The organism is Haematospirillum jordaniae (assembly GCF_001611975.1).
Lineage (GTDB): Bacteria > Pseudomonadota > Alphaproteobacteria > Rhodospirillales > Rhodospirillaceae > Haematospirillum > Haematospirillum jordaniae.
On sequence record NZ_CP014527.1, the window covers coordinates 190,562 to 213,206 of the forward strand.

Sequence of the window (22,645 nt, forward strand, 5' to 3'; positions counted from 1 at the left end):
AAGGAATCACACTTCCATCAAAAAATGTCTCTATCAACCACTGGCTCGAAACAGCGCTTGCCGTCCCGAGTTCGGCTGCTGTCGAGCAACGAAGCATTCAGAATCTCCGCGACTGGGTTTGATCCCTCAGATACGGACTGCGTTACTGCGCAAGCAGCATTCTCGCTTTACATTTTTATGCCTCCTGTTTATTTCATTCACGCCCTTGATACCGGGCTCCAAGGATAGTGGTCACGCACGCATGCTTCTGAATTCTTCATAGAGCGCCTCGTACCCATCCAAGCAGGCTTTCATCGAAAACTGCTCGATCACGCGTTGCCGACCCATCTTCCCCATTTCGCCCCTACCAGCATCCCCGGCTAGCTTCAGCAGGGCCGCGCCCAAATCTTGCGGAGCATGAGGAGGCACAACGTAACCCGTGACGCCGTCAACCACCGCCTCGGAGTTGCCCCCCACGTTGGTGACGACCATGGGAAGCCCTGCAAGCATGGCCTCCAGCACAGCATTGGAAAAACCTTCCTCATGTGAAGCGGATACCGCAACATTGGCCGCAGCGAGACAGTCGTTGATATCCATGCGCGCCCCCAGCCACCGCACGTTGGCGGCGATACCCAAGGTTTGCGCCTGATCCTGCAAAATTGGCAATATGCCATCGTCGCGGCCGACACACAGCAAACACCAACTGTCGGGCAACTGCTGGTGGATAGCGGCAAGCGCGTGCAGTAAGTCCGAATGCCCCTTGTAGGGAATCAGGTTGGCGACGATCACGAAGACCAGCGCCGACGCATCTAGGCCCAACTCGAGCCTTATCCGTCCGCCATCCGCTCCCTGAGCCCACTGCGCATCGATGCCGTTGTAGATTAGCCGGACCGGCGCCTTGCCCTGCGACTCGGCTTCCAACTCACGGATCACGGCCAGCGAATTGCCCACCAGAAAATCCATCCGTGAATGCAGGAGGCGCTCCACCCTGCGGTAATGGGGACGCTTGAGCTGGTAGCGGTTAAGGCTGCGCCGGCTCATAATGCGTGGGCGAGCTCCGACCAGGCACGCTGCGATTCCTCCCACGATATATGCCGCGGGGAGAAAGAAATGCACCACCGTCTTTCTATGCCACAGCAGAGTCCACATCAGCAACACCGCGCCCTGCACGTGTCGCAGCCACGCCGAAATGCGCTTGCCAAGCAACCTTTCCGGAAGCCCTCCCATCGGAGGACCAACTACCGCAACCCCTTCGGCATCTAGTGTTGCCAACAGGGGGCCGCTGCGCGACAAGGCAAATACGCTGGTATGCCACCCACGCCGGCGTAAACCGGCGGCAATGGCGACGACATGACGCTCCGCCCCTCCCACAGACAGTGAGCCTATGACGTACATGATGCGGACAGATTCCCGACATCCAGATTCCGATCTCGACAACATCACTATGCAATCACTCCGAACTCTTCCTGCTAACTTCGCTTGACTTACTGACCTTCTCGCTAGTTGTGTCCGTGCAGTATCTCAAAGAACCCAGTGAATACTGGCTTTTCAGGGTTCCGTCACGTGACATTGCTTATGAAAATTTTAGTAATATAAAAACTAGCAGACGGTATGCCCAAACACATGCTGCCGTGCCAACTCATATCGGCCTATGTAGCTAGTTTTCGTAGCCATACATAAGCAAAGTTTTATCGATCATTTCGTGCACGCTGAATTTCGCGCGCACAAACGTATGGCCGTACTGTGCAGCCTCCGCGACTGCCGACTTGTCAGCCAGCAGACCGGCCACCTTTTTTACTACGACGGAGACTTTCGATGTGGGGATTACCCAACCAGATTTGCCACACTTTACGGTCTCTCTTGTCCCGCCCGCATCAATTGCGACGGGTGGCACGCCAATCGCTTGGGCTTCTATTAGAACATTCGGCAACCCCTCCATGCGTGATGTCAGCATGAATAGATCCATGGCCGCGAGGGCCAAGAAGACGTTTTTTTCGTGACCAGGAAAGTGTATCCGATCTGCCAAAACTTCACGGCCCATAGTCTCCGCTTGTTTCCGCAGCGGTCCGTCGCCGACGATCAAGAAGTGAGCATCCGTGACCTGAAGTCCCACTTGCCGCGCGATTTCGATCCAGAGCAGAGGGCGCTTCTCTTCAGAGATTCTCATGATCACACCGACGACGGGCGCATCGGCAGGAATGCCGAGACGGCGACGGTACTCGCTACGAAGATGTGGCAGTTCTTGCGGCGGTGGCAGGGTGGAGAAATCAAAACCGTTCCGGACCACCTGTATCTTTAATGGTGTAATACCAAGCCATCGCCTGTAATCTGATGCCCCTGCCTCACTGTTATTCAGGAAAGTAACGCATGGTGATTTTGCCAGTAGCCGGTATATTGGACGCATGTAGGGCTGGATGAAGCCAAAATGCACCGGTGCAAGGCTTCGGCAGGAGAGCACTATTCGCGGCACGCCAACGAGGAGAGCAGCTAGTCCTGCCACGACATTCACATAGTCAAGCCAGACATGTACGATCTCGGGCCGACGGACAAGAAACTCTCTTGCGTAGGCAGCGACCTCGGTACCCAAATCGCCAAGCGGCGCTAAACGCTGCTCAAGCGCTTCCTCAATTCCGGGTGATGCTAGGTTGCTGTCGCCGAACAGATCTACTTGAGAAAATGGAATTCCGGCTTCAATCAGTTGCGGCAGGAAAAAGTCATTCGGCTTGTGCATCGGCGAGTGATGCAAGAAATGCAAATCCCGGTGTCCGCGCGCAAAAAGCCCCAGCAACGTTGCAGTGAGCTGGCGCTCAGCCCCCCCAGGGCCGAGCATTCCGCCGACCACGACAATTTTTCCTTTCTGCCACACAGTAGGCGCGCCGGGTACCGGCAGGGGTAAATCCTCGAAGAGCCGCAACCTCTTGGAAAACAGGTATTGTTCAAGTCGAAATGCGAGTCCTGTACTGTCTGCCAACTTGCGTCGCAACGGCGACTGCCAAAGCCGATACAGCAAGGATCTCAGGGATTTCTCGACAGCCACCCAGATAGTGCCACGCGTGTGATGTGACTGAAACGCGACAGCATGGTGAATGCGGCGAATGCCAGCACGCCATGCGAGCCAAGCCACTCGCGCACCAAAATCTGTCCAGCGCCCGACATAAACCATGTCAGCAACAACCTGAGCTGGCAGTTGCCAATCGCCACCACCCTTCGTGTAAAAACCCAGGCGGCGGGGGAATGCCGCCAGAAGTTCGCGATCCTCCGATTCAAGAATAACGCCCTCTACCAGAGGTTGGGAAAGTAGAGCGGCAACGTCTGGGTGGTTAAGCGGAACTCGGGCGCAGACTATGCAAGGTTGCCCGACACGCTGAATCACGTCAAAAAGATGGGTGAGCGACCCAGTTGGCGCTTGTTCGGGATTTGCCTCACCGAAACCAATCAAGGCCTGAGTGCCGTTCATGAACTTCGCCTCTGCTGTCGAAAAAAGGCTCTCAACCACGCGTTCCGCCGCATGACCATCCCATAACGGGATGGTCGTGTTCATGCGCGATGCAACCGTCTCTATGACCGATTTCGCCGCTTGCTCAATACGCGAAATGGCAATCAATTGATTGCTGCCCAAGCTCAAAGTGATCGGACGCTCGGTCGACTCACGCGCGGTCAGGCATGGCACACCCAGGTAGGATGTCTCCTCCTGGATTCCCCCCGAGTCCGTCACCACGATTCGGCAGTTCGCGACGAGGTTCATAAACTCGATGTAGCCCAGTGGTTCAAGCAGCCGTATCCCTGCATTGCTTAGCTTGTGCATCAGGTCAAACGACTCCAGACGCGAGCGCGTCCGGGGATGTACCGGGAAAACGACAGGAATGCTCTCTGCAAGTTTGATCAACTGATCGACGATTACCGACAGATTCTCCCGATGATCGACGTTGACCGGTCTATGCATGGTGACGACTGCATAGGAGAGCCGCTGTAGGCCAAGACGGGCGGCCGTGCCCGCTTCCGAGATACGCTCCTGAAGCATGCAATAGGCATCGATCATGATGTTCCCGACACGGACGATCCGTTCAGGCGCGACACCCTCGCGCAACAGGTTGGTGTCAGCGTCCTCGGAGGGCGTCCACAGGAGATCGGCAACTGCATCGACGAGCAAGCGATTGATTTCCTCCGGCATGTTCCGATCGCCGCTGCGCAGCCCGGCCTCAAGGTGGGCCACGGGGAGATTGAGTTTCTTGGCGGCCAACGTGGCAGCGATGGTCGAGTTGATGTCGCCGACAACCACGACCCAATCAGGCCGATTGCGCAGGCACAGCGCCTCATATGCTGTCAGCACCGCGGCCGTCTTCTCGGCATGAGTGGTGCCCGAGGCCTGCAGATGGAAGTGCGGCGTTGGGAGTCCAAGGTCGCGAAGGAACACATCGGACATGTCGGCGCTGAAATGCTGCCCGGTGTGCACCAATACCGGGTCGGCCCAGTCGGTCTCGGCGAGAGCGTGATACAGTGGGCCGACCTTCATGAAATTCGGCCGCGCTCCCGCCACGAGATGAATCCGCATCTTGTCAGGCATGTTTACGCTCCTCATCGGATATGGCGCTCACCACGACCTCTTCGAATCCGGCCGTCACCTCCCGAATGTCGAACGCTCGCAGCATCTCTGACGATGGCACGGGAGTCACACTTTCTCCCTTCTGCCACCGCGCAAGAGATTCGCGCAGCTTGGCAAGGATGCCTGCCTCGTCTGTCGGGTCGACCGTCGGAAAACCGAGGCCACCGAGCACGCGTGCCGAAGCACCTGCCTGAGGCGTCAAGGCGAGGATGGGACGACGCAGCGAGAGGTAATCCACGATCTTGCTCGGCAGGAACACGCTGTGTTCCGCCGGTGCATCGATGACCAGAAGAAGATCGGCCGACTGCGCAATGGCCAGGCTGTCAAGGAACGGTACGTTGGGGGCGAGCGATACGATGTCGTCCAAATCCAGTTGCTTCACCCTCTCCTGCATCGCCTGCGTAGCATGGCCAACGAATTCGACCCTCAATTCTGCTGCGCTCAGTTCGGCACGCAAGGTCGCCAAGGCGCGCAGTAAAGCGTAGGGCTCCCGCTTTTCGTAGAGGTTGCCGGTGTGGATGATGGTGAATCTTTCAGACTGGGGTCTTGGTTCGATCAATTCAAGAATATCCGCATCGTAACCATGCGAGAGGACATGAACTTTTCCGCCCCAAGAAGCCGGATATTTGGCCATGACCAGATCGGCCGTTTCCCGTGTCGTGAAGATTACGGCGTCCGCTGTAGAAATGATCTCTCGCTCCTGCTTGATTGCCGTTGCACGTGCGTTTTCATTAGGGGGGATGAAATAAGGACTGTCCACCCAAGGGTCGCTGAAATGTACGACCCAAGCAAGCTGCGGGTGCCGGCGCTTGACACGCAGAGCAACCCGATGATTGATCCAGGGCTGGGCAAAACTGATGAGCGCATCCGGACTTTCTGCAGCTATTTGCTGACAGAGGGCCGTTGAAGCACGGCGAATCCAATTTGGATCCCGCGTGTTTTTTGTGCGCAGAATGTGTCGAACGATGCGAAGCCAGAGCGGGCTCGATTCGACCTCCTCGCGAGGCTCCACATAACGGATTTCGAAGCTACCCCGATAGAATGCCTCCAAACGCGGATCTTGTGCTGCAAAGGGCTCAACATCCGGCGGCACTGCGACAACCGTGATCTTCCAGCCCCGCTCTGACATTGCGCGCAATGTTCGCGAGACCTGTAGCGACCGAGGAAAAATCAATGGCGGCATCATCCACGCCAGCGCCAGCAGTCTGCGGCTCATGGCACCCACCTGCGCATCCAGATTTCCAGAATCAACAAGCTCCATAAGCGATGTTGTGTCCTTGAGTCAGCATTGGGCTGGGTGCCCGCTAGGACGATGTGCTGCAACGCAGAAGGTTTGAAGCAGTCGGCAAGCTGTGCGTTGGAATCCAGAAGCATTTCACAGGCCCAAGGAGCCAGCCTTCCGGAAAGCCAACCATATACCGGCACCGGAAAGCCTTGCTTGGGGCGCTCCACAATTTCACGAGGCAAACGAGGCTCCGCGTAGCGACGCAGGATTTCTTTCGTCCGGTAGTTTCCTGCAGCATCGGGTCCGGCCTTCAAGCGTACGGGCAAATGACCAGCCCATTCGACCAGACGGTAGTCAAGAAACGGGGTGCGCAACTCAAGGGAATTGGCCATGGACATCCGATCCGCCTTCATCAACAAATCCTCAACCAGCCAATCCTGGCAGTAGGAATAAAGCACCTGGTTCAAAGGCTCACCATTACCCAGACGTGCCAGATGATTGGAGACAACATCCAGGCTGTCAGGCCAGCTTTCGGCGGACGAGAGCATTTCTCGCTTTTCCGCAGAGGACCAGAGGTTGGTCATGGAGATCGGCTCAGCAACCTGGCGTTGATCCGTGGCGGTGGCCGCCAACTCCCCCAACTTTCGCGCTCGTGCAGAAAACGGAGCCGCCAAGCGGGGGAGCAGCCCTGCCCCGTGACGCCGTCCGCCACGCGCCGCCGCCACCTGGTCCCATAGCCGGGCCCAGCGGTCGAAATCATAGCCTGCAAATATCTCATCCGCCCCTTCGCCGGAAAGCACCACTTTTACGTCCTGACGTGCCAACCGGGAGAGATAGTGGAGTGGAATGGAAGCCAGATCCGCAAGTGGCTCGTCGGTATGCCAGACGAAATCCGGTAGAAAGTCGAGAAAGTCTTTTTCGTCGATAACGACTTCGTGATGCTGCGTCGAGAACGCCTTCGACACCGCTAGGGCATAGGCCAGTTCGTTGGTATCCGGCGCATCGGCAAATGCCACCGAAAAGGTATGCAACGAAGGCGAAGCAGCCGCTGCAACCAGAGCACTTGAATCAAGGCCCCCGCTCAGGGTAATGCCAACCGGAACATCGGCCTGCAAACGAAGACGCACCGCGTCCTCGAACAGGTAACGGAACTCTTCATCATAGTCACGAAGGCTCTTCTCGACCGCAGGCACAGCCATGGGCATGTCCCACCAGCGGCTGATCGTTGGCGCGGAATCATTCAGGCGGAACTCCAGCCGATGAGCTGGCGGGAGCTTGAAGATCCCCTCCCAGATAGTCTGAGGTCCGGGAACGTAGCGAAAGGTAAGATAATCCCAGACAGCCCGCTTATTGACAGACTTCTCAATCTGCCGCGACGCTAGGATCGACTTGATCTCGGAGCTAAACAGCAGCGCATCGCCCACACGGGCGTAGTACAGCGGCTTGACCCCGAGGCGGTCGCGGACGAGATGCAGCACGCCCTGCCGCTTGTCCCAGATGGCAATGGCGAACATGCCATTCAGGCAGGCGATACTTTCTATACCACGTGTTTGATAAAGCTTCAGGATAACTTCCGTATCGGAATGCGTACGGAAGCTCTCACCATCGCGGGCAAGTTCGCTGCGCAGTGCCGCGTGATTAAAGACCTCGCCGTTGAAGCTGATGACAACTGCACCGTCATCCGAGACCATGGGCTGATGGCCACCGCCAAGGTCAACGATACTCAGGCGCTGAAAGCCCAGTCCAACGTGGTCATCAACATAAGTGCCCTGATCGTCAGGCCCCCGATGAACGATTGCCGAGCACATCGTCTCGAGCAACAGGCCGCGCTGGGCGCAGTCAATGCCAAGCCGGAACCATCCAGAAAAACCGCACATTTGCGTCAGTTACACCTAATCTACGCGCCGACGGGCAATGACATAATGGCTGCTGGCGCTCATCGTGCGCTGAATATCCTCAAAACCATTCTGCAACAACCAAAGGGCGATTTCATAATAGGAGTATGTATCATTGATGGTGGGGCTTACAGCGTCGAACCAACCACCAACATCAGCGCCCTTCAGTTTGCTCAGAAACTCGTAGCGCTCCGAGAACGACATCGTGCAGGTCTCACGGCGCAACGTCTCCACCTCAGCATAGTACGCAAACTCGCCAGGATCGCGCCCGGTCGGCTCTCCATAGAGCATCACAAAAATATAGCCCCCCGGTTTCACTAGGCGGGAAATATTTGAGAAGGCACCAAAAGTGTTGCCGGTATGATGAAGAACACCGTGAGACCAAACCAAGTCAAACTCCGCACCAAAGGGCAAAGGCTGCGTCAGATCATGCTGGAGCACTGCTACTTTATCGCCGAACTCAGCACAGGAATTCTTTGTGTGTAATACCCCGGCTTCGGACTGATCAACAGCATGGACCATTGCCCCCATGGAGGCCATTGCCCAGGAAAACCGACCTGAACCACAACCTGCATCCAATATCATTTTGTTCTTGAACCATTCTCTTGGCAACTTGGTGTATTGAGTAACCAAACTAGGCTCGCGCAATTTCAATTCAGGACGCGTTTCCGTCCAATTTCCGTCCGGGCTATCCCTCCATTGATAATCAAAGCTCTCACGCGTTCGGTAAGTTATCGGCAAGTTGTTAATTACATCGGCGCTTAAATATCTAACCAAGGATCGCAGGCGACTCACCTCCAACGTCAGATATTCTATGGAATACTGCATGTCGCGAAGGTTCTGGTCAGCTAATGCAGATGAACTCTGCGCCCCCATGACTCGCCTTAGAAAAGCTCGAACACCCATGAGTTAATTCCTTAAGGTACTTGTTTGCTTTGAGAGGATTTCCGCCAGTTCCGAACCGCCGACAGAAACCACACCGGCTTTGACCAAATGCTCCATCGCCCGCATGAAAGGTGGCTGATTTAATACATGGCAGGGGTCTGCATACCAAGTGAATACGGCGGGCAATTCCCGGCTCACAAATGCATCAACGGTTTCAACCATCAAGTCGAAATACTGGTCACCAAGCGCGTAGTTCTTGCGGTCGGTCAGGTAAGTCCAGGAATCGAGAGTGGTTTCCGGGTTGCGAATAGAGCCAAAACATGGAATCTCCAGAAGACCATGCGTTTCATAGGCGGGGCCGTACTTCAGGCCGAACGACGGGATGGTCGTTGAGCAATAGCGATAACCCAGACTGGCGGCCGTGCGGTGCAGCATGTCGACCTCTTCCGGCTTCATGTAGCACCCGAAATGCGGCGCCCGGAAGCCGATCGGTGCACGGCCGATCACCTCGGTAACGATTTCGTGGCCGCGCCGAATATCGGCTTCTACCTCCTTCGGCGACATTGAGTCGTAGAAGGTGATGCCGACCCACAGATCACCATTCCACTCAGTGTGGGGGAGTCCGCCGTGATTCATGAACTCGGCATCCCGCTCCGCCAAACGCCGATAGGGATCAGGGAACCTCTGCAGTTGGGCGCCAGGCACGGCATAGGTTGCCTTGATGCCAAGGGACTCCAGGAAGGCATGCACCTCACCGGCAGCAGCAGCATCCAAGTCGGTGTCGCAATCAAATGACAGGAAGAGGTACGGCCGATCAAGACCAAGGTTGCGTGCAGCGGCAACATAATGCTCCAGCGGCAGCCACGAAGGTTCGGAAGCCGCCACATCACGACCATTGCGCCACTGGCCGAGCAATTGCCGCAGCATTGAGAACGCCCCCATCATGCCGCCTTGTCCCCGGTGATCCACAGGCTCCAGCCCCAGCGCCGCGCCAGGGCCTTGCGCCAAGACAGCGGAAGCCGTTGCCCCAATCGCGGGAACCAGGTATTCAGGGCCTCCGGCACATCCGTCCCCAACACTTTGATGGAGACGTTTTCGCACATCGGCAGCAGCTCGCGCCGCACCTCCTCGTCCGTCACAGGCCAGGTATGCGGGTTCCCCTCCTGGCGGCCGCCGTCCCCGTAGCGGCTAGCTAGGCCCAGTTCGTCGAGGAATTGGCGCTCAAGGTTCAGGACCCCTTCCTGATAGGACACGAAATACTTATAGAGCACGGAGTCGCGGTTGTAGAGCATCAGGGCGAGGCGACCGCCCGGCTTCAACACACGGAAAATCTCACGGGCCGCCTGTTCAATTCCCGGCGTATGGTGGATCACGCCCCACGAATAGACCAAATCGAAAGTTGCGTCCGCGAACGGCAGTGTCTCGGCATCAACTTCGCGGATATCGCCCTTGAGGCCGAAGAGTTCGAAACGCCGTGTGGTTTTTTCGATGGCCACAGGGTTGAGGTCAATGGCGGTTATATTGGCGCCATGGGAAGCCCACTGGCTGGCCATGCACCCCATACCACAGCCGATCTCAAGGACCTTCTTGCCGCGGAATCGCTCGTAGTCGAAGATGCGGCCGAACTTGCCGGTAACGTCGTGCAAGGGTTCATTCCAGCGGAAAAATACGTAATCGGCCAGCTCATAGAAACGCCGCGTACCAATCTCTACACGCTCCATGCTCCCATCAGGCAGGCGGTATTCCACGTGACCATGATCCTCAGCATAGGTCATCGGGGCATCGGCCCACCAATCGCGAATGGCTTTTTTCTTATCGTGTTGTTTGTTATCAGTCATGTTTCATCGATATCAAGACTTGCCGCGCAACGCATCCCAAGCTGCGAGACCTGCTGCCAGGGGTACGATGGCGATGGTGGCCAGCAACTCAGTCGCCCGGGTACTTGCCAGCAGACGGCGCCAGCGCAGTTTCCTGCGTGTGCAGGCATTGAGTGGGAAAATGCGGCGCCGACCATTCACTGCATAAACTGGCCCTCTTGGCAGGCGTGACTCGAGGGGCGCCCAACCAAGACCCAGCGCGTCTGGATAAATCAGGAGCACGCTGTCCGCGGCCTCGTTCGCACTGAGCAAGTCGCCAGCCGCTCGCACCTCAACCTGCCCGAAAGACGCCAGCTTCTCACAGGCGGCATCCTGCGCCAGAGCCTCGTCTACCCGGATGGTTACACCAGATGGCGAGGCCAAGCGAAGGGCGTCCTCGAGCAAGCCCACCTGATATCCAACGGTCCGCACGTTAGCAAAGAAGTCACGATTAGACGCTATGAACTGGCGCAGCGAAAGCAGGCTCAGCCGATCCAGTAGCCTGGCGATAGGGCCAAGCCGGGGCACAAGGCGGGCAAAGGAAAACGACGGTGGATTGCCGATGCCGCCGCGGTAGCTGCAGAGCACAACCAGCAAGCGGCCTTGAAGCTGGGGCTGAGATGATTCAAGTAAAGGAGTCAACATAATCGTATGAAAAGACCTATTTAGTGGCCAGCAGGTAGAGCGAAGACGCCTGACGCGGCAGCAAGACACGACCAACCCCTTCGAAGAGGTCGTCCACCCACTTGTGCTGCCGCCACTGCCCATCAAGATGCCAATCGGGCGGCCCCCAACCCATGTGTTTCACTTCAAATACTCTGAAGCCCGCGCCCTCCAGCTTCCGGCCTATGGTTTCAGCGGTGTAGAAGTTAACGTGATCGGTCGTCTTGCGGATTTCGGGCGCACGCTTGTAGGCTAACTGCCACCACCACGCTCCTTCGTTGGGTGTGCCCAGCACAAGAAGGCCCCCTGGCGCCAGGATTCGGTAAGCCGTGGCCAGCGCCGCCTCGTCGTCCGGAATGTGTTCAATAACATGGTTGAAATACACCACGTCAAAGAAGCCATCGACGACCGGATAATCGAGAATATCACCGAGAAACAGTTTCGCATCTGGCATGCGCGCGCAAGCACGCGCCAACCGAATGACGTTGTAATCGCTGCCGTAAAGCGACTCAGTGAAATCACGCAGCCAGACCAAATTGGTTCCGTCGCCGCAGCCGAGGTCCAGTAGCCGTGTCGCGCGCTCAAGGCCACGGCGTTGTAGCTCCCTACGGATGCAGGCACTGACGTAAAGTCGCCGCTTCTTGAGGTGATGGCGCCAAGGGCTGACCGCTTCAGGGGGCTGCTCTTCTCGATACCACTCGGGATTGACCTGCCGGGCCTGTGCCATGGCATCCTCATGGCCGCTGAGGTCTGGAACCAAGAAAGGCACATCGCCTTCAATCTGATAACAACGGCCGCACGACGAGCACGTTAAGCTGTCTTGAGCCCGCAATGGCGATGCATGGCAAGCGGGACAGCGGAACGGTGAGACATCCATCATCATCCCGGCCTTTTTTCCAGAAACGAACGGTAAATACCCGCGTAACGCGCCTCGGTGATAGCCGGGTCCCAATTAGCCCGCGCATGTGCCAGCGCACGCCTGCCGAGTGCTGCACGCCCCTCTTGATCCGTCAGCAGTTGATTCAGTGCCTGGAAGTAGGCTTCTTCTGAATTCTCTACCATATGAACGAAATCACCTTCAAGTTCCGGCACAGGCTCACCGAGGCGCCTGTTGATGACGATTGGCAGCCCCGTCAACAACGCCTCCAATACAGATTTGCTGATTTCCCAGTACTCCGTGTGAACGGCGAAGACGTCCTGCTCTACCAGCAACTCGCAAAGCTCGTCGTTGGCAACCGCTGGCCGAAACACCACTCGGTCGGCAATGCCTAGATCAACCGCCAGTTGTTCCAGTCGGGGCCGGATCGGACCATCGCCTACAATAGTGAAAACCACACCGGACAACCTAACCAGCGCACGCATGATGTTGTCCGGGTTTTTCTCCTCGAACAGCCGGCCGACGTAGATAACGCGAGCGGGACTGTGCAAGGCATAGTCGCTCTTGACACGTAAATAATTGTTGTTAAGCACGTTGTAGCAAACTTCAACGCGCTCAACACCTAGCCGCTTGAGGTACGGCACGATCGGTTTGTAGACGGGCATCACCAGATCTGCGTCATGCAAGCCGGAATACTCAACGTACTCATAAAACGCGTTATGGCGTTTCTCATCGACTGTGAGGTGTGGCTTCACTATCCGCCGCACCGGATTGATATCCGGGTTGATGTGCAGGCTGACGACGTAGGGGATTCCCAACACAGCCTTGATGCGACTTGCGAGATAGGTATTCCAATCTGACCCATGGCAACGAATAAGTTGGGGCTTGACTGACCGGGCGATATCAACGCCGCCCTTTGCCCATTTCCGAAGGCGGATATTTCGCAGCCATGGCGGGCGACAATTAACCAGATTTAGATTATCGGGATAGCTGTGTACAAAAAGAGTCGCTCTCCCAACGGTGCGCTTGAGGTCTGCCAAAGAAGGGCGGTCGTCATTGGTCACAAGGATATGCACCTCTTCGAACACATCACCAGGATTGTAGTACCCTGGCTGATACTCTCCTTTAACGAGAATATCACTTATGCGATCAGGGACTATAACTAAAAGGCGATTCATACGAGACGTCCGAATGGTTTGCGAGCGGCAACCTCAACAGAATGCCGGAATGGATTAAAAAAACGAAAGTGCTTCAGCGGTGAAAACAGAATTGGAAGCAACCGGCTCGGAGCAAGGGTCCTTTTCTCAAGGGTCCCAAGCTCCATCAGATCAAAACCTAGATTGCGCAACTTCCCCAGCACTTCCCAATTCGTACGATAAAAAATTGATTCAGCAAAAAACCTTGGGTCACGCCCCAGTGACTGAAGGTACTGAACAGCCTTTTCTCTTGGCAGCAATGGGGCTGGTTTCCAGGGCACGTGGTAATGAGCCTCATCGCGCCAGGCCATGTAGTTTGGGCAGATGATAAAGACGATCCCGCCTGGCTTCAGGTATCTCGCGGCGGCATCCATCACCGAATCCCAATGCTCGATATGTTCAATGACATTCCAGAATGTCACAGCATCAAAGGACTCAGGGGCAAAATTGAGCTTGCGCGCATCCCCACAAAGATAGACTCCATTGGGGTCGTCTTGTGGCCGCACCTTGCGCAGACGACTGCGTGCGAACTCGACCTCGAACGGAGCGATTTCGACCCCGATCGCATCAAGGCCTTCATTCCGGGCAGCGAGTACACAACTGCCAAAGCCGCATCCGATATCGAGAACCTTCGCACCTTCTTGCAACCGTGGTCGTATTACCTGAGTTGCGTATTCAGCAAAGGCGAAACCAATGTGGTTCTCCAGATGAGCTGAAATAGCCTCTTTCGAAAAAACGCCTGCGTACAAATTAGTTAGATAGGCCTCTAGAGCCTGTCTAGTCGAATTGTCAAGATGGTTACTCATCACACTCTACGCCGTACGCCCTCGCACCTGATTTCTGATCCCCTCTATCAACGGCTCGATCCATTTAAGGTGCGCGACTGACATCGACAAACAGACCAGAGTGGCCAAAATAAAATTAGCATGACCAGTTACTGCAAAACGGTTGTCAGTTATCAGATTGACAAAGCCTGCAGCAAGAAAATGTGCCAGAAAAACGGGATAAGCCAAGTCCCCCATAAACTTATCCATCCTGCCACCATTCAGCCGCGCCGTCACAACCAGCGCAGTAAATAGAATCGCGAATAAGGCGCTCGCGCCGTAATAACCCAACCAATATCGCCCCCCGCCCCAGTCACCAATAACAAGTGGAAAAATGACAAAAAGTGCAAGCAGGCCACAAATGATCGGCATAGAAAACAAATCAAAGAAATAGTAGCAGCCTTCTTTGGCCAGAAAATAGATAATGGCTCCAGTCGAAAAGAATAACAATGCCGCTCCTAGTGGATAGTAACGATCAGCAAATGAATAGCCGTTGGCAATCATCCAGACTGTGTACAAAAGGCTGGCCAGAAACCACAGCACGACCATGCCTCGAGCCCTCGCAATGAAGGCGATCACTATATAAAAAAACACCTCAACATAAAGCGACCATGCTGGCGGGATCACTATGGTTGGCGAGTCAGTGAGCCGCCAAAGCGACACGTTAGAAAACCACTCCCAACCATCCATGGGGATGCGAATAAGACTGTAAACCTGAAAATAATTCGGCCAAATTGCAACAAAAGCCAATGAAGTCAGCAACACCAACAGGTACAAGGGATATATTCTTAGTGCCCGGTTTGCCAAATATCGTAGTTTTCCACCATCATCTACATAAACTTCATTGATGACTTTGGTCATCAAAAAACCACTAACAATGTAAAAGCCGGTGACAGCGTGTGCCCCTATGACATTTGCAGTCGGCGACCATAGGTGATTCATCAGAACCATCATGGCGAGTACAAAACGAATAACACCCAACCCGATCACTAGGTCATTCCTCTGCTAGTTTTTCACATACAAGTAGGTGCCGAAAAGCGTACTGGCGGAGCAAGCTACTACTAGAAACCCACTCATCGAGCATCTTTCCTTTGAACCGAACAGCCATGATCTTTTTCCAGACGGGATGCAAGAGTGGCCAAAGCCAGCGTGGCTTATCGGCCCATAGCGGGAGCAGCTGGAAGGAGCGGTGCTCAATGATTCTCAGGCCGCTGCGTTCACAGATCCGTTGCATTTCCGGCACTGTGATATGAAATGTGGGGGGCAACTCCGTATAGGCTTTAACGCAAATGGAGTTCAGCGACTTCGAGTTTCCGAGATCTAGAACGCAACGACCTCCCTCACGCAAAACACGCGATATTTCCCGGATCACAACTTCAACATCGGGAATGGCGTACAGCGCTGAAAACGAGTACAAAGTTGCAACGCTGCCTGTTTCAAGCGGAAGACTCTTAGCATCCCCCACCTCAAATTTCACGTGAGATAGGCCAAGTTCTTTAGATCGCTGATTCGCCCGGTCAATATAAGGCCGGCTGAAGTCAATACCCAGGCAATGGTCGGAAACACCAGCCAAGGTAAGCAAATGCTCACCGGTTGCACAGCACAGATCCACCAAGAGTCCGTCGGCAACGTGACGCCGTACCGTACGCAGCTTTTCTAGGAGCAATCTGTCTGCATACTCTTTTGATTGCTCATTTAGTCGATGGCAAATCGTATCCGCTTTATAGACACCCTCAGTTTCATAGACTGTACGAATTGATTGCTCAAGGTTAGCAACCTGCCTTTGTTTATTCTGACTATCTGCCACGAATTTTGCCTAATACTTGTCTGATAAAAGTCGGCGCGGGCGAGACGCCAGACGACGCAATGGGGCGGCATGGGAAATTCAACCCACCGGAAAACTGCCGATGCGGTTGCCCTCCAAATTTTGTCTTGAAGGTGCTGAGGCCTTTTTGCTTTTCACTCGACGTTTTGCCCGGGAAAACTGCGCCGCAGTCGTACCAACGGATCCCCGCACGCCGTGCCCCGAGCATTGCCTCCCAGAACAGCAGATAGCTTGCGCCGGAAAAACCGGAGTAATCGGCAGAACAACCGGTGTGATAGTAGGCCCCGGCACCAAACCATGCGGCATTGTGGTAGGCCACAAGCTCCCCTGCCGGTGTGCTCACACCCCACAACACAGAGTGGCCGCTTGGTGCGGTATGTCCGGTAATGCCGGCGAAATAGGCGCGCGGGTGTGGTGAGACCCCGGTGTGCGTGTACGTGGCGACGTGCAGTTCGTAATAGCGGTCGAGGTGCTGTGCCCAATCGACGCGCTCGACGAGAAGCCCCGCTTCGCGCGCCTGCTTGATCTGGCGCCGCGCATCCGACGTTAGATCGGCCCAGAGTTCATCCTCGGACTTCGATAAATCGATCACTTGGGCAAGTCCCGAGCGATCCTCAAGTCCGTGGAATACCTGGGGATTAACGCCCCAGGCACTGGCAATCGAGGTGGCGGTGACAGGCGAGAGCGAGACGTCGAAACCGGTTGCCCCCCTCTCTCTGGCCAAGTTAATACAGTGCTGAATAGCCTGCCCCATCAGCTTATTGCGTGCCTTCCCGCCCAATCGGCCATCGATGACTGGGCCGCTGCCACCCCACCCAGTGGAGGCTATACGGCCTGAGCCAGGGTGGTAATGTAACGGCACCAAGGCCAGCAGACGTCGCCCCTCACGGATCGCAAAACTATGGTCTTCGAGCGCCCAGGGTTCAACGGCCTCAATCAATTCCTGCCAACCCCATAGGGAGAAGACCCAGCCATCTGGAGAGCCGCAAACATGCGCATCCCACTCCTCAGGAGTCGTCTCAGCTCTGGGGATAATTTCTAATGACATGTTGATCTTTCAGCCTGCGGCACTAGCATCAGCAATAACAGTCACACACGTTTATCAATCTGACACCATCGGCTACGTTGCGCCAATGTTCCCTGATTTGGCCGCAAGCCTAGGGGGCCAAGATAGCCCCCAAGATCAATGCGCACCTGAGTCGCATCGGGAATGCAGTCAAGAGACTTGAGATGGCCGTCGACGATGCACCCGAAGTCCAGTGTCAAGCTGTATTCACCACTGACCAGGCGCAGGTCGTCGATTCTGCATTCGATGACGCCACTATTACCAATGTCAATCTTCGCATCATCGTGCAAGCTATATATGACCTGAACACGATCGCCCAAATCATCGATAAAGAAAATCGTGAAATAACCGACTTCTATTTTTTGATTGAGTTGGTATCCGATGCGTATGCACATCGAATCACCGGTCTTGAACATTCTGGTTGGATTGCCGTCTCCATCGCAGGTCTCTACCCATTGCAGGATAGTGTGTAGCCTTTCGCCATCCCAGCCATCTGCTTTCTCGAGATTCACCAGCGGCGCACGGTCCGAAATATCTGATTGCGATTTCTCGCCCAAGCCATGCAGCTGGCGCATGTAGAAGGAGACCACATCCTCAATTTCCCCTTGCATCACTTTTTGTCCTTTTGACAAAAGCATAGCTGTGTGGCACAGGCTGCGCACGGCATGGATGTTGTGGCTGACGAAAAGGATCGTCCGGCCGTCATTGGCGATCTTTTCGATGTTCTTCTGGCTTTTCTCTAGGAACGCAGCATCACCAACAGCCATGACTTCATCGAGTATCAGGATATCCGAGCGCAGCAAGGATGCGACGGTGTAGGCTAGGCGGACATACATGCCGCTGGAGTAGCGCTTGACGGGCACATCGATGAACTGCTCTATGCCCGAAAAGTCGACGATCTCGTCAAACTTGGCGGCAATCTCTTTTCGACTCAGGCCCAACAAAACGCCAGACATGAAAACGTTTTCTCTACCGGTCAAGTCCGGATGAAAACCGGTGCCCACCTCAAGCAGTGACCCCACTCGTCCTCGCAGCTCTGCCCGGCCAGTGGTCGGTTGCGTCACACCCGAAAGGATCTTCAGCAAAGTGCTCTTTCCTGAACCATTGCGGCCGAGAATACCCAGTATCTCCCCGGGCTTTACCTCGAAGGAGACATCACGCAAGGACCAAAAATAGTCAGTCTCGTCACGCCCCATGAATGGAAAAAACTCTCGCATGTGCGCTGCGATTTTCCCCATCCTTCCTCTTGACTCATCGCGATGGGGTACCACGTAGCGCTTGCTTAACCCTTCGACACGAACGGAAAAATTATCTTTATTGGACATCGACAGCCATTTTTTCTGTGGCGGAGAACACCAGCAAACCGCTGGCTATGACCCCGATGGAAATCAACAAAGACCAGTAGAACGATGGTGTGATCGTCACGGCCTTGTCCAGCAGCCCCCAACGCGAGAGCTCAATCACCCAGTACATCGGGTTAAGTTGGTAATAGAACTGAAGCCGCTCAGGGACCAACGCAGGCGAGTAAAGGATGGGGCTTGCGTACATACCAGCCTGCAAGATGAGTCCAAGCATGGGGCGAACATCACGGAAGCGAACCATCAGGCTGGCCAACCACAACCCAAGGCCTAAACTGAGTAAGCCTGCAAACAGCAACAGCGGAATCAGTACGAGCACCTTGGCACCGGGAGCGTAGCCATAGATGACAGCCACCACCAACAGAAGCACGAGCATGATAGCGATGTCGAATATCTCTTTTACGCTCGCCGCCAAGGCTAGTATCAGACGCGGGAAATAGACTTTTGAAATGAGCCCCATATTGTCCTGGAGGCACCCAGCCACTGCCAGCAAATTGCGGCTAAACAGCCACCAGGCGGTCAACCCGGCAAAGGCGAATAATGGGTATGGGTAACCTCCGGTGTCGACCTTGAGCAGAAAGCCAAAAACCAAGGTGAGCATGAGCAATTGGCCTAGCGGCTCCAGTGCAGCCCAGAACACTCCCAGCAGCATTTGGCGATAGCGAGATGCAATCTGACGCTGTGAGAGCATCACGAGTAGTTCCAAGCGACGAGCGGCCTCCATGATCCCGAAGCCGAAATGCTTTTGCCGCTCGATGACGCGTATTTCGTCCATCACAACACGACCTCGCTGGCCGACACTGCGGCGATATTACTGACGTACCAATCCATGGCCTCAACCAGTCCTTCCCGGATACGATGGCTCGGCTCATAGCCCAGCAGGGTTCGCGCATTGGTGATATCTGCGAGAAAGTGATGCACGTCGCAGGAACGGAAGTCCCTATATTGTGGCTTGCAGTCCTTCAAATGCGGAAATCGGGGTGCCAGCGTGACACGGATGGCTTCGAACAAGTCGTTCAGGGTAGTGCGGTCACCGACCGCCACGTTGTAAACCTGATTGGTCGCCTCGTCGTTTTTCACCGTAGCCGCCAGCAGCTTGGCCTGGACGGTGTTTGCGATGTAGCAAAAATCGCGGCTGGTCTCGCCATCGCCGTTAATCCATACCGGCTCATTGGCTATCATCGCCGCCGTCCATTTGGGCACCACGGCAGCATAGGCGCCGTCGGGATCCTGATGCGCACCGAAAATATTGAAGTAGCGAAGACCAATCGCTTTGAAGCCATAGGCCCGGGCGAACACGTCAGCATACTGCTCGTTGACCAGTTTGGTCACTGCGTAGGGTGACAGGGGCTTGCCGATGCGGTCTTCGACCTTGGGCAGGCCGGGATGGTCGCCATAGGTTGAGCTGGAAGCGGCATAGACAAAACGGGCCACTTTCGCATCGCGGGCTGCCACCAGCATGTTTAGGAAGCCATCGATGTTGGCCTGGTTGGTAGTAATCGGGTCTTCCAGGGAGCGTGGCACCGAGCCCAGGGCGGCTTGGTGCAGGACGTAATCCACACCCGCACAGGCCTTGCGGCAGTCTGCCAGGTTGCGGATATCCCCTTCCATGAAGGAGAAACGCGTCCACTGCTCAGGCGTCACAGCCGAACGGATTTGCTCCAGGTTGTGGCGGTGTCCGGTGGCAAAATTATCTAGGCCAACCACTTGTTGATCGAGAGTGAGCAGGCGTTCCAGCAGGTTGCAGCCAATGAAGCCGGCCACGCCGGTGACGAGCCAGGTCTTTGGGCTGCAGGGCAGTTTGTCGAGGAGGTCGTTATATGCAGTCATGGAACAGGCGGCCTCGTATTACACCCGCCACAAGGTAGCGCCGGAAGCGCGGATGGCAACCGGATCGTAGGCCGACTTCACGTCGGCAAAGACACCACCCTTCTTGAGCTTGGCAAGCATGTCAGCCAAGGGCATCTCCTTGTATTGGCGGTGCGATACGGCCGCAACGATGGCGTCGGCCTGCGCCGGCAGCTTGTCCCAAGAGATAAGGCTGATGCCATACTCGTGTTCGGCCTCATGATTCTCTGCAACGGGATCATGTACCGATACATCGCAGCCGAAGGATTGCAACTCCTGAACCAGATCCGCCACCTTTGAGTTGCGCAGGTCAGGGCAATCCTCCTTGAAGGTGAGTCCAAGAACGATAACCTTGGCACCCTTGACCGCACTGCCATTGCTGATCATACCTTTCACTGTTTGCTGTGCTACCCAAGCCGCCATGCCATCGTTAATGCGCCGGCCGGCGAGAATTACTTGCGGATGGTAGCCAAGCATTTCGGCCTTATGCGTAAGGTAGTAAGGATCCACGCCGATGCAGTGGCCGCCCACCAAGCCCGGGCGGAATGGCAGGAAATTCCACTTGGTGCCGGCGGCCTGCAGGACTTCTAGGGTGTCAATGCCGATGCGGTCGAAGATCAGTGCCAGCTCGTTCATGAGTGCAATGTTCAGGTCACGCTGGGTGTTCTCGATGACTTTGGCGGCTTCAGCGACCTTGATGCTGCTGGCGCGATGCACACCGGCGGTGATCACGGATTCATACAGGTCGCCCACGGCTTTGAGAGTGGTCGCATCATCGCCAGACACTACCTTCACGATTTTGGTGATAGTCCGTTCCTTGTCGCCCGGATTCGCCCGTTCCGGGGAGTAGCCAACATGGAAGTCCTGCATCCACTTCATACCTGAATGCTTTTCCAGTAAAGGTATGCAGACCTCCTCGGTAGCGCCGGGATAGACAGTGGACTCGTACACCACGATGGCGCCTTTTTTAATGTGCTCGCCTACAGTTGTGGAGGAGCCCACTAGCGGAGAGAAGTCAGGTATGTGGGCATTATCTACTGGCGTGGGAACAGCGACGATTACAAAGTCAGCGCTGGCGATACGGCTTGGGTCGGTTGTAAATTCGAGCAGATTCGCCGCCCTGAGGTTTTCGCTGCTCACCTCCCCTGTGGGGTCGCAACAACTTAAGTAACTGGCAATCTTGGCTTTGGATAGGTCATATCCAATCGTGCGGAATTTTTTCCCAAATTCAACCGCGAGAGGAAGGCCGACATAGCCAAGACCAACTACCGCCACTACAGTAGTTTCAGAAACTAAATTCACTTTAATTCTTACTTTCAATCGTTTCTAAATAGACCATGTGTATAAACTTTATCTTTTAACGTCAGCCAATTCAACCGTATACCTGTTAGCAACTATCACGTCGGCCTCGCGCTTAAAAACATCTAGGTCATTCACAACACGGGAGTTAAAGAACTCAGACTCGACCAGCTCAGGCTCATGAACAATCACCTCGATGCCCTTGGCCTTGATCCGCTTCATCACGCCTTGAATACTGGAGGCTCGGAAGTTGTCAGATCCGACCTTCATAGTCAAACGATAGACACCGACCACCCTAGGCTTGCCACGAAAGACCTCTTCAGCGATGAAGTCCTTACGCGTGGAGTTAGCGCTAACGATGGCGTGGATAAGGTTTTGCGGCACATCGCGGTAATTGGCGAGAAGCTGCTTGGTGTCCTTGGGCAGGCAGTAGCCGCCGTAGCCGAAGCTGGGGTTGTTGTAGTGGGCGCCGATTCGCAGGTCGAGGCAAACACCGTCGATGATCTGGCGCGTGTCTAGGCCGTGGGTGGCAGCGTAGGTGTCCAACTCGTTGAAGTAGGCCACGCGCATGGCCAGATAGGTGTTGGCGACGAACTTGATCGCCTCGGCCTCGGTGCTGTCGGTGAACAACACCGGTATGTCTATCTTGATCGCCCCTTCCTGGAGCAGTCGGGCGAAGGTCTCAGCGCGCGTCGAACGCTCTCCGACGATGATGCGCGAGGGGTGGAGGTTGTCATACAGGGCACGGCACTCGCGCAGAAACTCGGGCGAAAAGATGAGGTTGTCGCAACCGAGCTCGGCCTTGAGCTTGGCAGTGTAACCGACCGGCACGGTGGACTTGATGACCATCACTGCCTTCGGATTGATGGCTATAACGTCACGCACCACGGCCTCGACAGACTTAGTATTGAAATAGTTGGCCTCGGGATCGTAGTCGGTGGGGGTGGCGATGATGACGAAATCGGCACCCTCATAGGCCTCGCGTTTGTCCGGCATAGAGCGTAGGTTGAGCGGCTTGTGCTGGAGATAGTCCTCGATCTCGACGTCAACAATGGGGGATTGCTTTCGATTGAGCATCGCCACCTTACTCGGGGACGATGTCGATTGCAACCGCCTCGTTTTTCTGCGCGAGCAGGACGGCGTTGGACAAGCCGACGTAGCCGGTGCCGGCGATGGCGATTTTCATGAGAGGAAGTGCTCCCGGCGAATGCGCGCGCAAAAGATCGTTCGGATTTCCGCTCGGAAA

At 55.4% G+C, this 22,645-nt stretch carries 18 protein-coding genes and 2 pseudogenes; all 20 read right to left on the reverse strand.

Going from position 1 to position 22,645, the window contains the following annotated elements; genetic code table 11:
- Nucleotides 1–231: 231 nt before the first annotated feature.
- The gene (locus AY555_RS10925) at nt 232–1,374 is read right to left on the reverse strand and encodes a glycosyltransferase (RefSeq protein ID WP_167798492.1); all 1,143 of its coding nucleotides are present in this window, start codon (nt 1,372–1,374) and stop codon (nt 232–234) included.
- Between the two features lie 262 nt (nt 1,375–1,636).
- Nucleotides 1,637–4,543: a non-hydrolyzing UDP-N-acetylglucosamine 2-epimerase gene (gene wecB, locus AY555_RS11675; protein ID WP_082812174.1), complete on the reverse strand. Its 2,907-nt coding sequence runs from the start codon at nt 4,541–4,543 to the stop codon at nt 1,637–1,639.
- Nucleotides 4,536–5,843: a glycosyltransferase gene (locus AY555_RS10935; RefSeq protein WP_066137251.1), complete on the reverse strand. Its 1,308-nt coding sequence runs from the start codon at nt 5,841–5,843 to the stop codon at nt 4,536–4,538. The genes wecB and AY555_RS10935 overlap by 8 nt, the downstream gene beginning before the upstream one ends.
- Nucleotides 5,795–7,684, reverse strand: coding sequence for an asparagine synthase (glutamine-hydrolyzing) (gene asnB / locus AY555_RS10940; RefSeq protein WP_066137253.1), 1,890 nt, complete (start codon nt 7,682–7,684; stop codon nt 5,795–5,797). Before asnB ends, AY555_RS10935 begins: the two co-directional genes overlap by 49 nt.
- Nucleotides 7,685–7,699: 15 nt before the next feature.
- Nucleotides 7,700–8,608, reverse strand: a complete 909-nt coding sequence (locus tag AY555_RS11680; RefSeq protein ID WP_082812176.1) for a class I SAM-dependent methyltransferase — start codon at nt 8,606–8,608, stop codon at nt 7,700–7,702.
- 3 nt (nt 8,609–8,611) lie between these two features.
- A complete protein-coding gene (locus AY555_RS10950; RefSeq protein ID WP_066137257.1) occupies nt 8,612–9,532 on the reverse strand; it encodes a polysaccharide deacetylase family protein in 921 nt (306 codons plus the stop codon).
- Nucleotides 9,529–10,425, reverse strand: coding sequence for a class I SAM-dependent methyltransferase (locus AY555_RS10955; protein WP_066137258.1), 897 nt, complete (start codon nt 10,423–10,425; stop codon nt 9,529–9,531). The genes AY555_RS10950 and AY555_RS10955 overlap by 4 nt, the downstream gene beginning before the upstream one ends.
- Before the next feature lie 12 nt (nt 10,426–10,437).
- Nucleotides 10,438–11,031 carry a hypothetical protein gene (locus tag AY555_RS10960; RefSeq protein WP_167798728.1) on the reverse strand — a complete coding sequence of 198 codons (594 nt, stop codon included), beginning with the start codon at nt 11,029–11,031 and terminating at the stop codon, nt 10,438–10,440.
- Between the two features lie 73 nt (nt 11,032–11,104).
- The gene (locus AY555_RS10965; protein WP_082812178.1) at nt 11,105–11,989 is read right to left on the reverse strand and encodes a methyltransferase domain-containing protein; all 885 of its coding nucleotides are present in this window, start codon (nt 11,987–11,989) and stop codon (nt 11,105–11,107) included.
- The gene (locus AY555_RS10970) at nt 11,986–13,161 is read right to left on the reverse strand and encodes a glycosyltransferase (RefSeq protein WP_066137264.1); all 1,176 of its coding nucleotides are present in this window, start codon (nt 13,159–13,161) and stop codon (nt 11,986–11,988) included. The genes AY555_RS10965 and AY555_RS10970 overlap by 4 nt, the downstream gene beginning before the upstream one ends.
- A complete protein-coding gene (locus tag AY555_RS10975) occupies nt 13,158–13,985 on the reverse strand; it encodes a class I SAM-dependent methyltransferase (RefSeq protein ID WP_082812179.1) in 828 nt (275 codons plus the stop codon). Before AY555_RS10975 ends, AY555_RS10970 begins: the two co-directional genes overlap by 4 nt.
- Nucleotides 13,986–13,991: 6 nt before the next feature.
- On the reverse strand, nt 13,992–14,993 hold the full coding sequence (locus tag AY555_RS10980) for an acyltransferase family protein (RefSeq protein WP_066137268.1): 1,002 nt from the start codon (nt 14,991–14,993) through the stop codon (nt 13,992–13,994).
- A 4-nt stretch (nt 14,994–14,997) separates the two neighbouring features.
- Nucleotides 14,998–15,810, reverse strand: a complete 813-nt coding sequence (locus AY555_RS10985; RefSeq protein WP_066137270.1) for a class I SAM-dependent methyltransferase — start codon at nt 15,808–15,810, stop codon at nt 14,998–15,000.
- The gene (locus tag AY555_RS10990; RefSeq protein WP_066137271.1) at nt 15,800–16,876 is read right to left on the reverse strand and encodes a lipid II:glycine glycyltransferase FemX; all 1,077 of its coding nucleotides are present in this window, start codon (nt 16,874–16,876) and stop codon (nt 15,800–15,802) included. The genes AY555_RS10985 and AY555_RS10990 overlap by 11 nt, the downstream gene beginning before the upstream one ends.
- Before the next feature lie 41 nt (nt 16,877–16,917).
- Nucleotides 16,918–17,532: a Wzt carbohydrate-binding domain-containing protein gene (locus AY555_RS12370; protein WP_407646309.1), complete on the reverse strand. Its 615-nt coding sequence runs from the start codon at nt 17,530–17,532 to the stop codon at nt 16,918–16,920.
- 29 nt (nt 17,533–17,561) lie between these two features.
- Nucleotides 17,562–18,090, reverse strand: a pseudogene (locus tag AY555_RS12375) (ABC transporter ATP-binding protein); the annotation flags it as partial.
- Nucleotides 18,091–18,208: 118 nt separating this feature from the next.
- Entirely contained in the window at nt 18,209–19,027 is an 819-nt protein-coding gene (locus tag AY555_RS11000) for an ABC transporter permease (protein WP_066137275.1), read from the reverse strand.
- Nucleotides 19,027–20,082, reverse strand: a complete 1,056-nt coding sequence (locus AY555_RS11005) for an NAD-dependent epimerase/dehydratase family protein (RefSeq protein WP_066137277.1) — start codon at nt 20,080–20,082, stop codon at nt 19,027–19,029. Before AY555_RS11005 ends, AY555_RS11000 begins: the two co-directional genes overlap by 1 nt.
- Nucleotides 20,083–20,100: 18 nt before the next feature.
- A complete protein-coding gene (locus AY555_RS11010; RefSeq protein ID WP_066137390.1) occupies nt 20,101–21,402 on the reverse strand; it encodes a nucleotide sugar dehydrogenase in 1,302 nt (433 codons plus the stop codon).
- Nucleotides 21,403–21,416: 14 nt separating this feature from the next.
- A pseudogene (locus AY555_RS11015) lies at nt 21,417–22,585 on the reverse strand (nucleotide sugar dehydrogenase).
- Between the last annotated feature and the right edge of the window lie 60 nt (nt 22,586–22,645).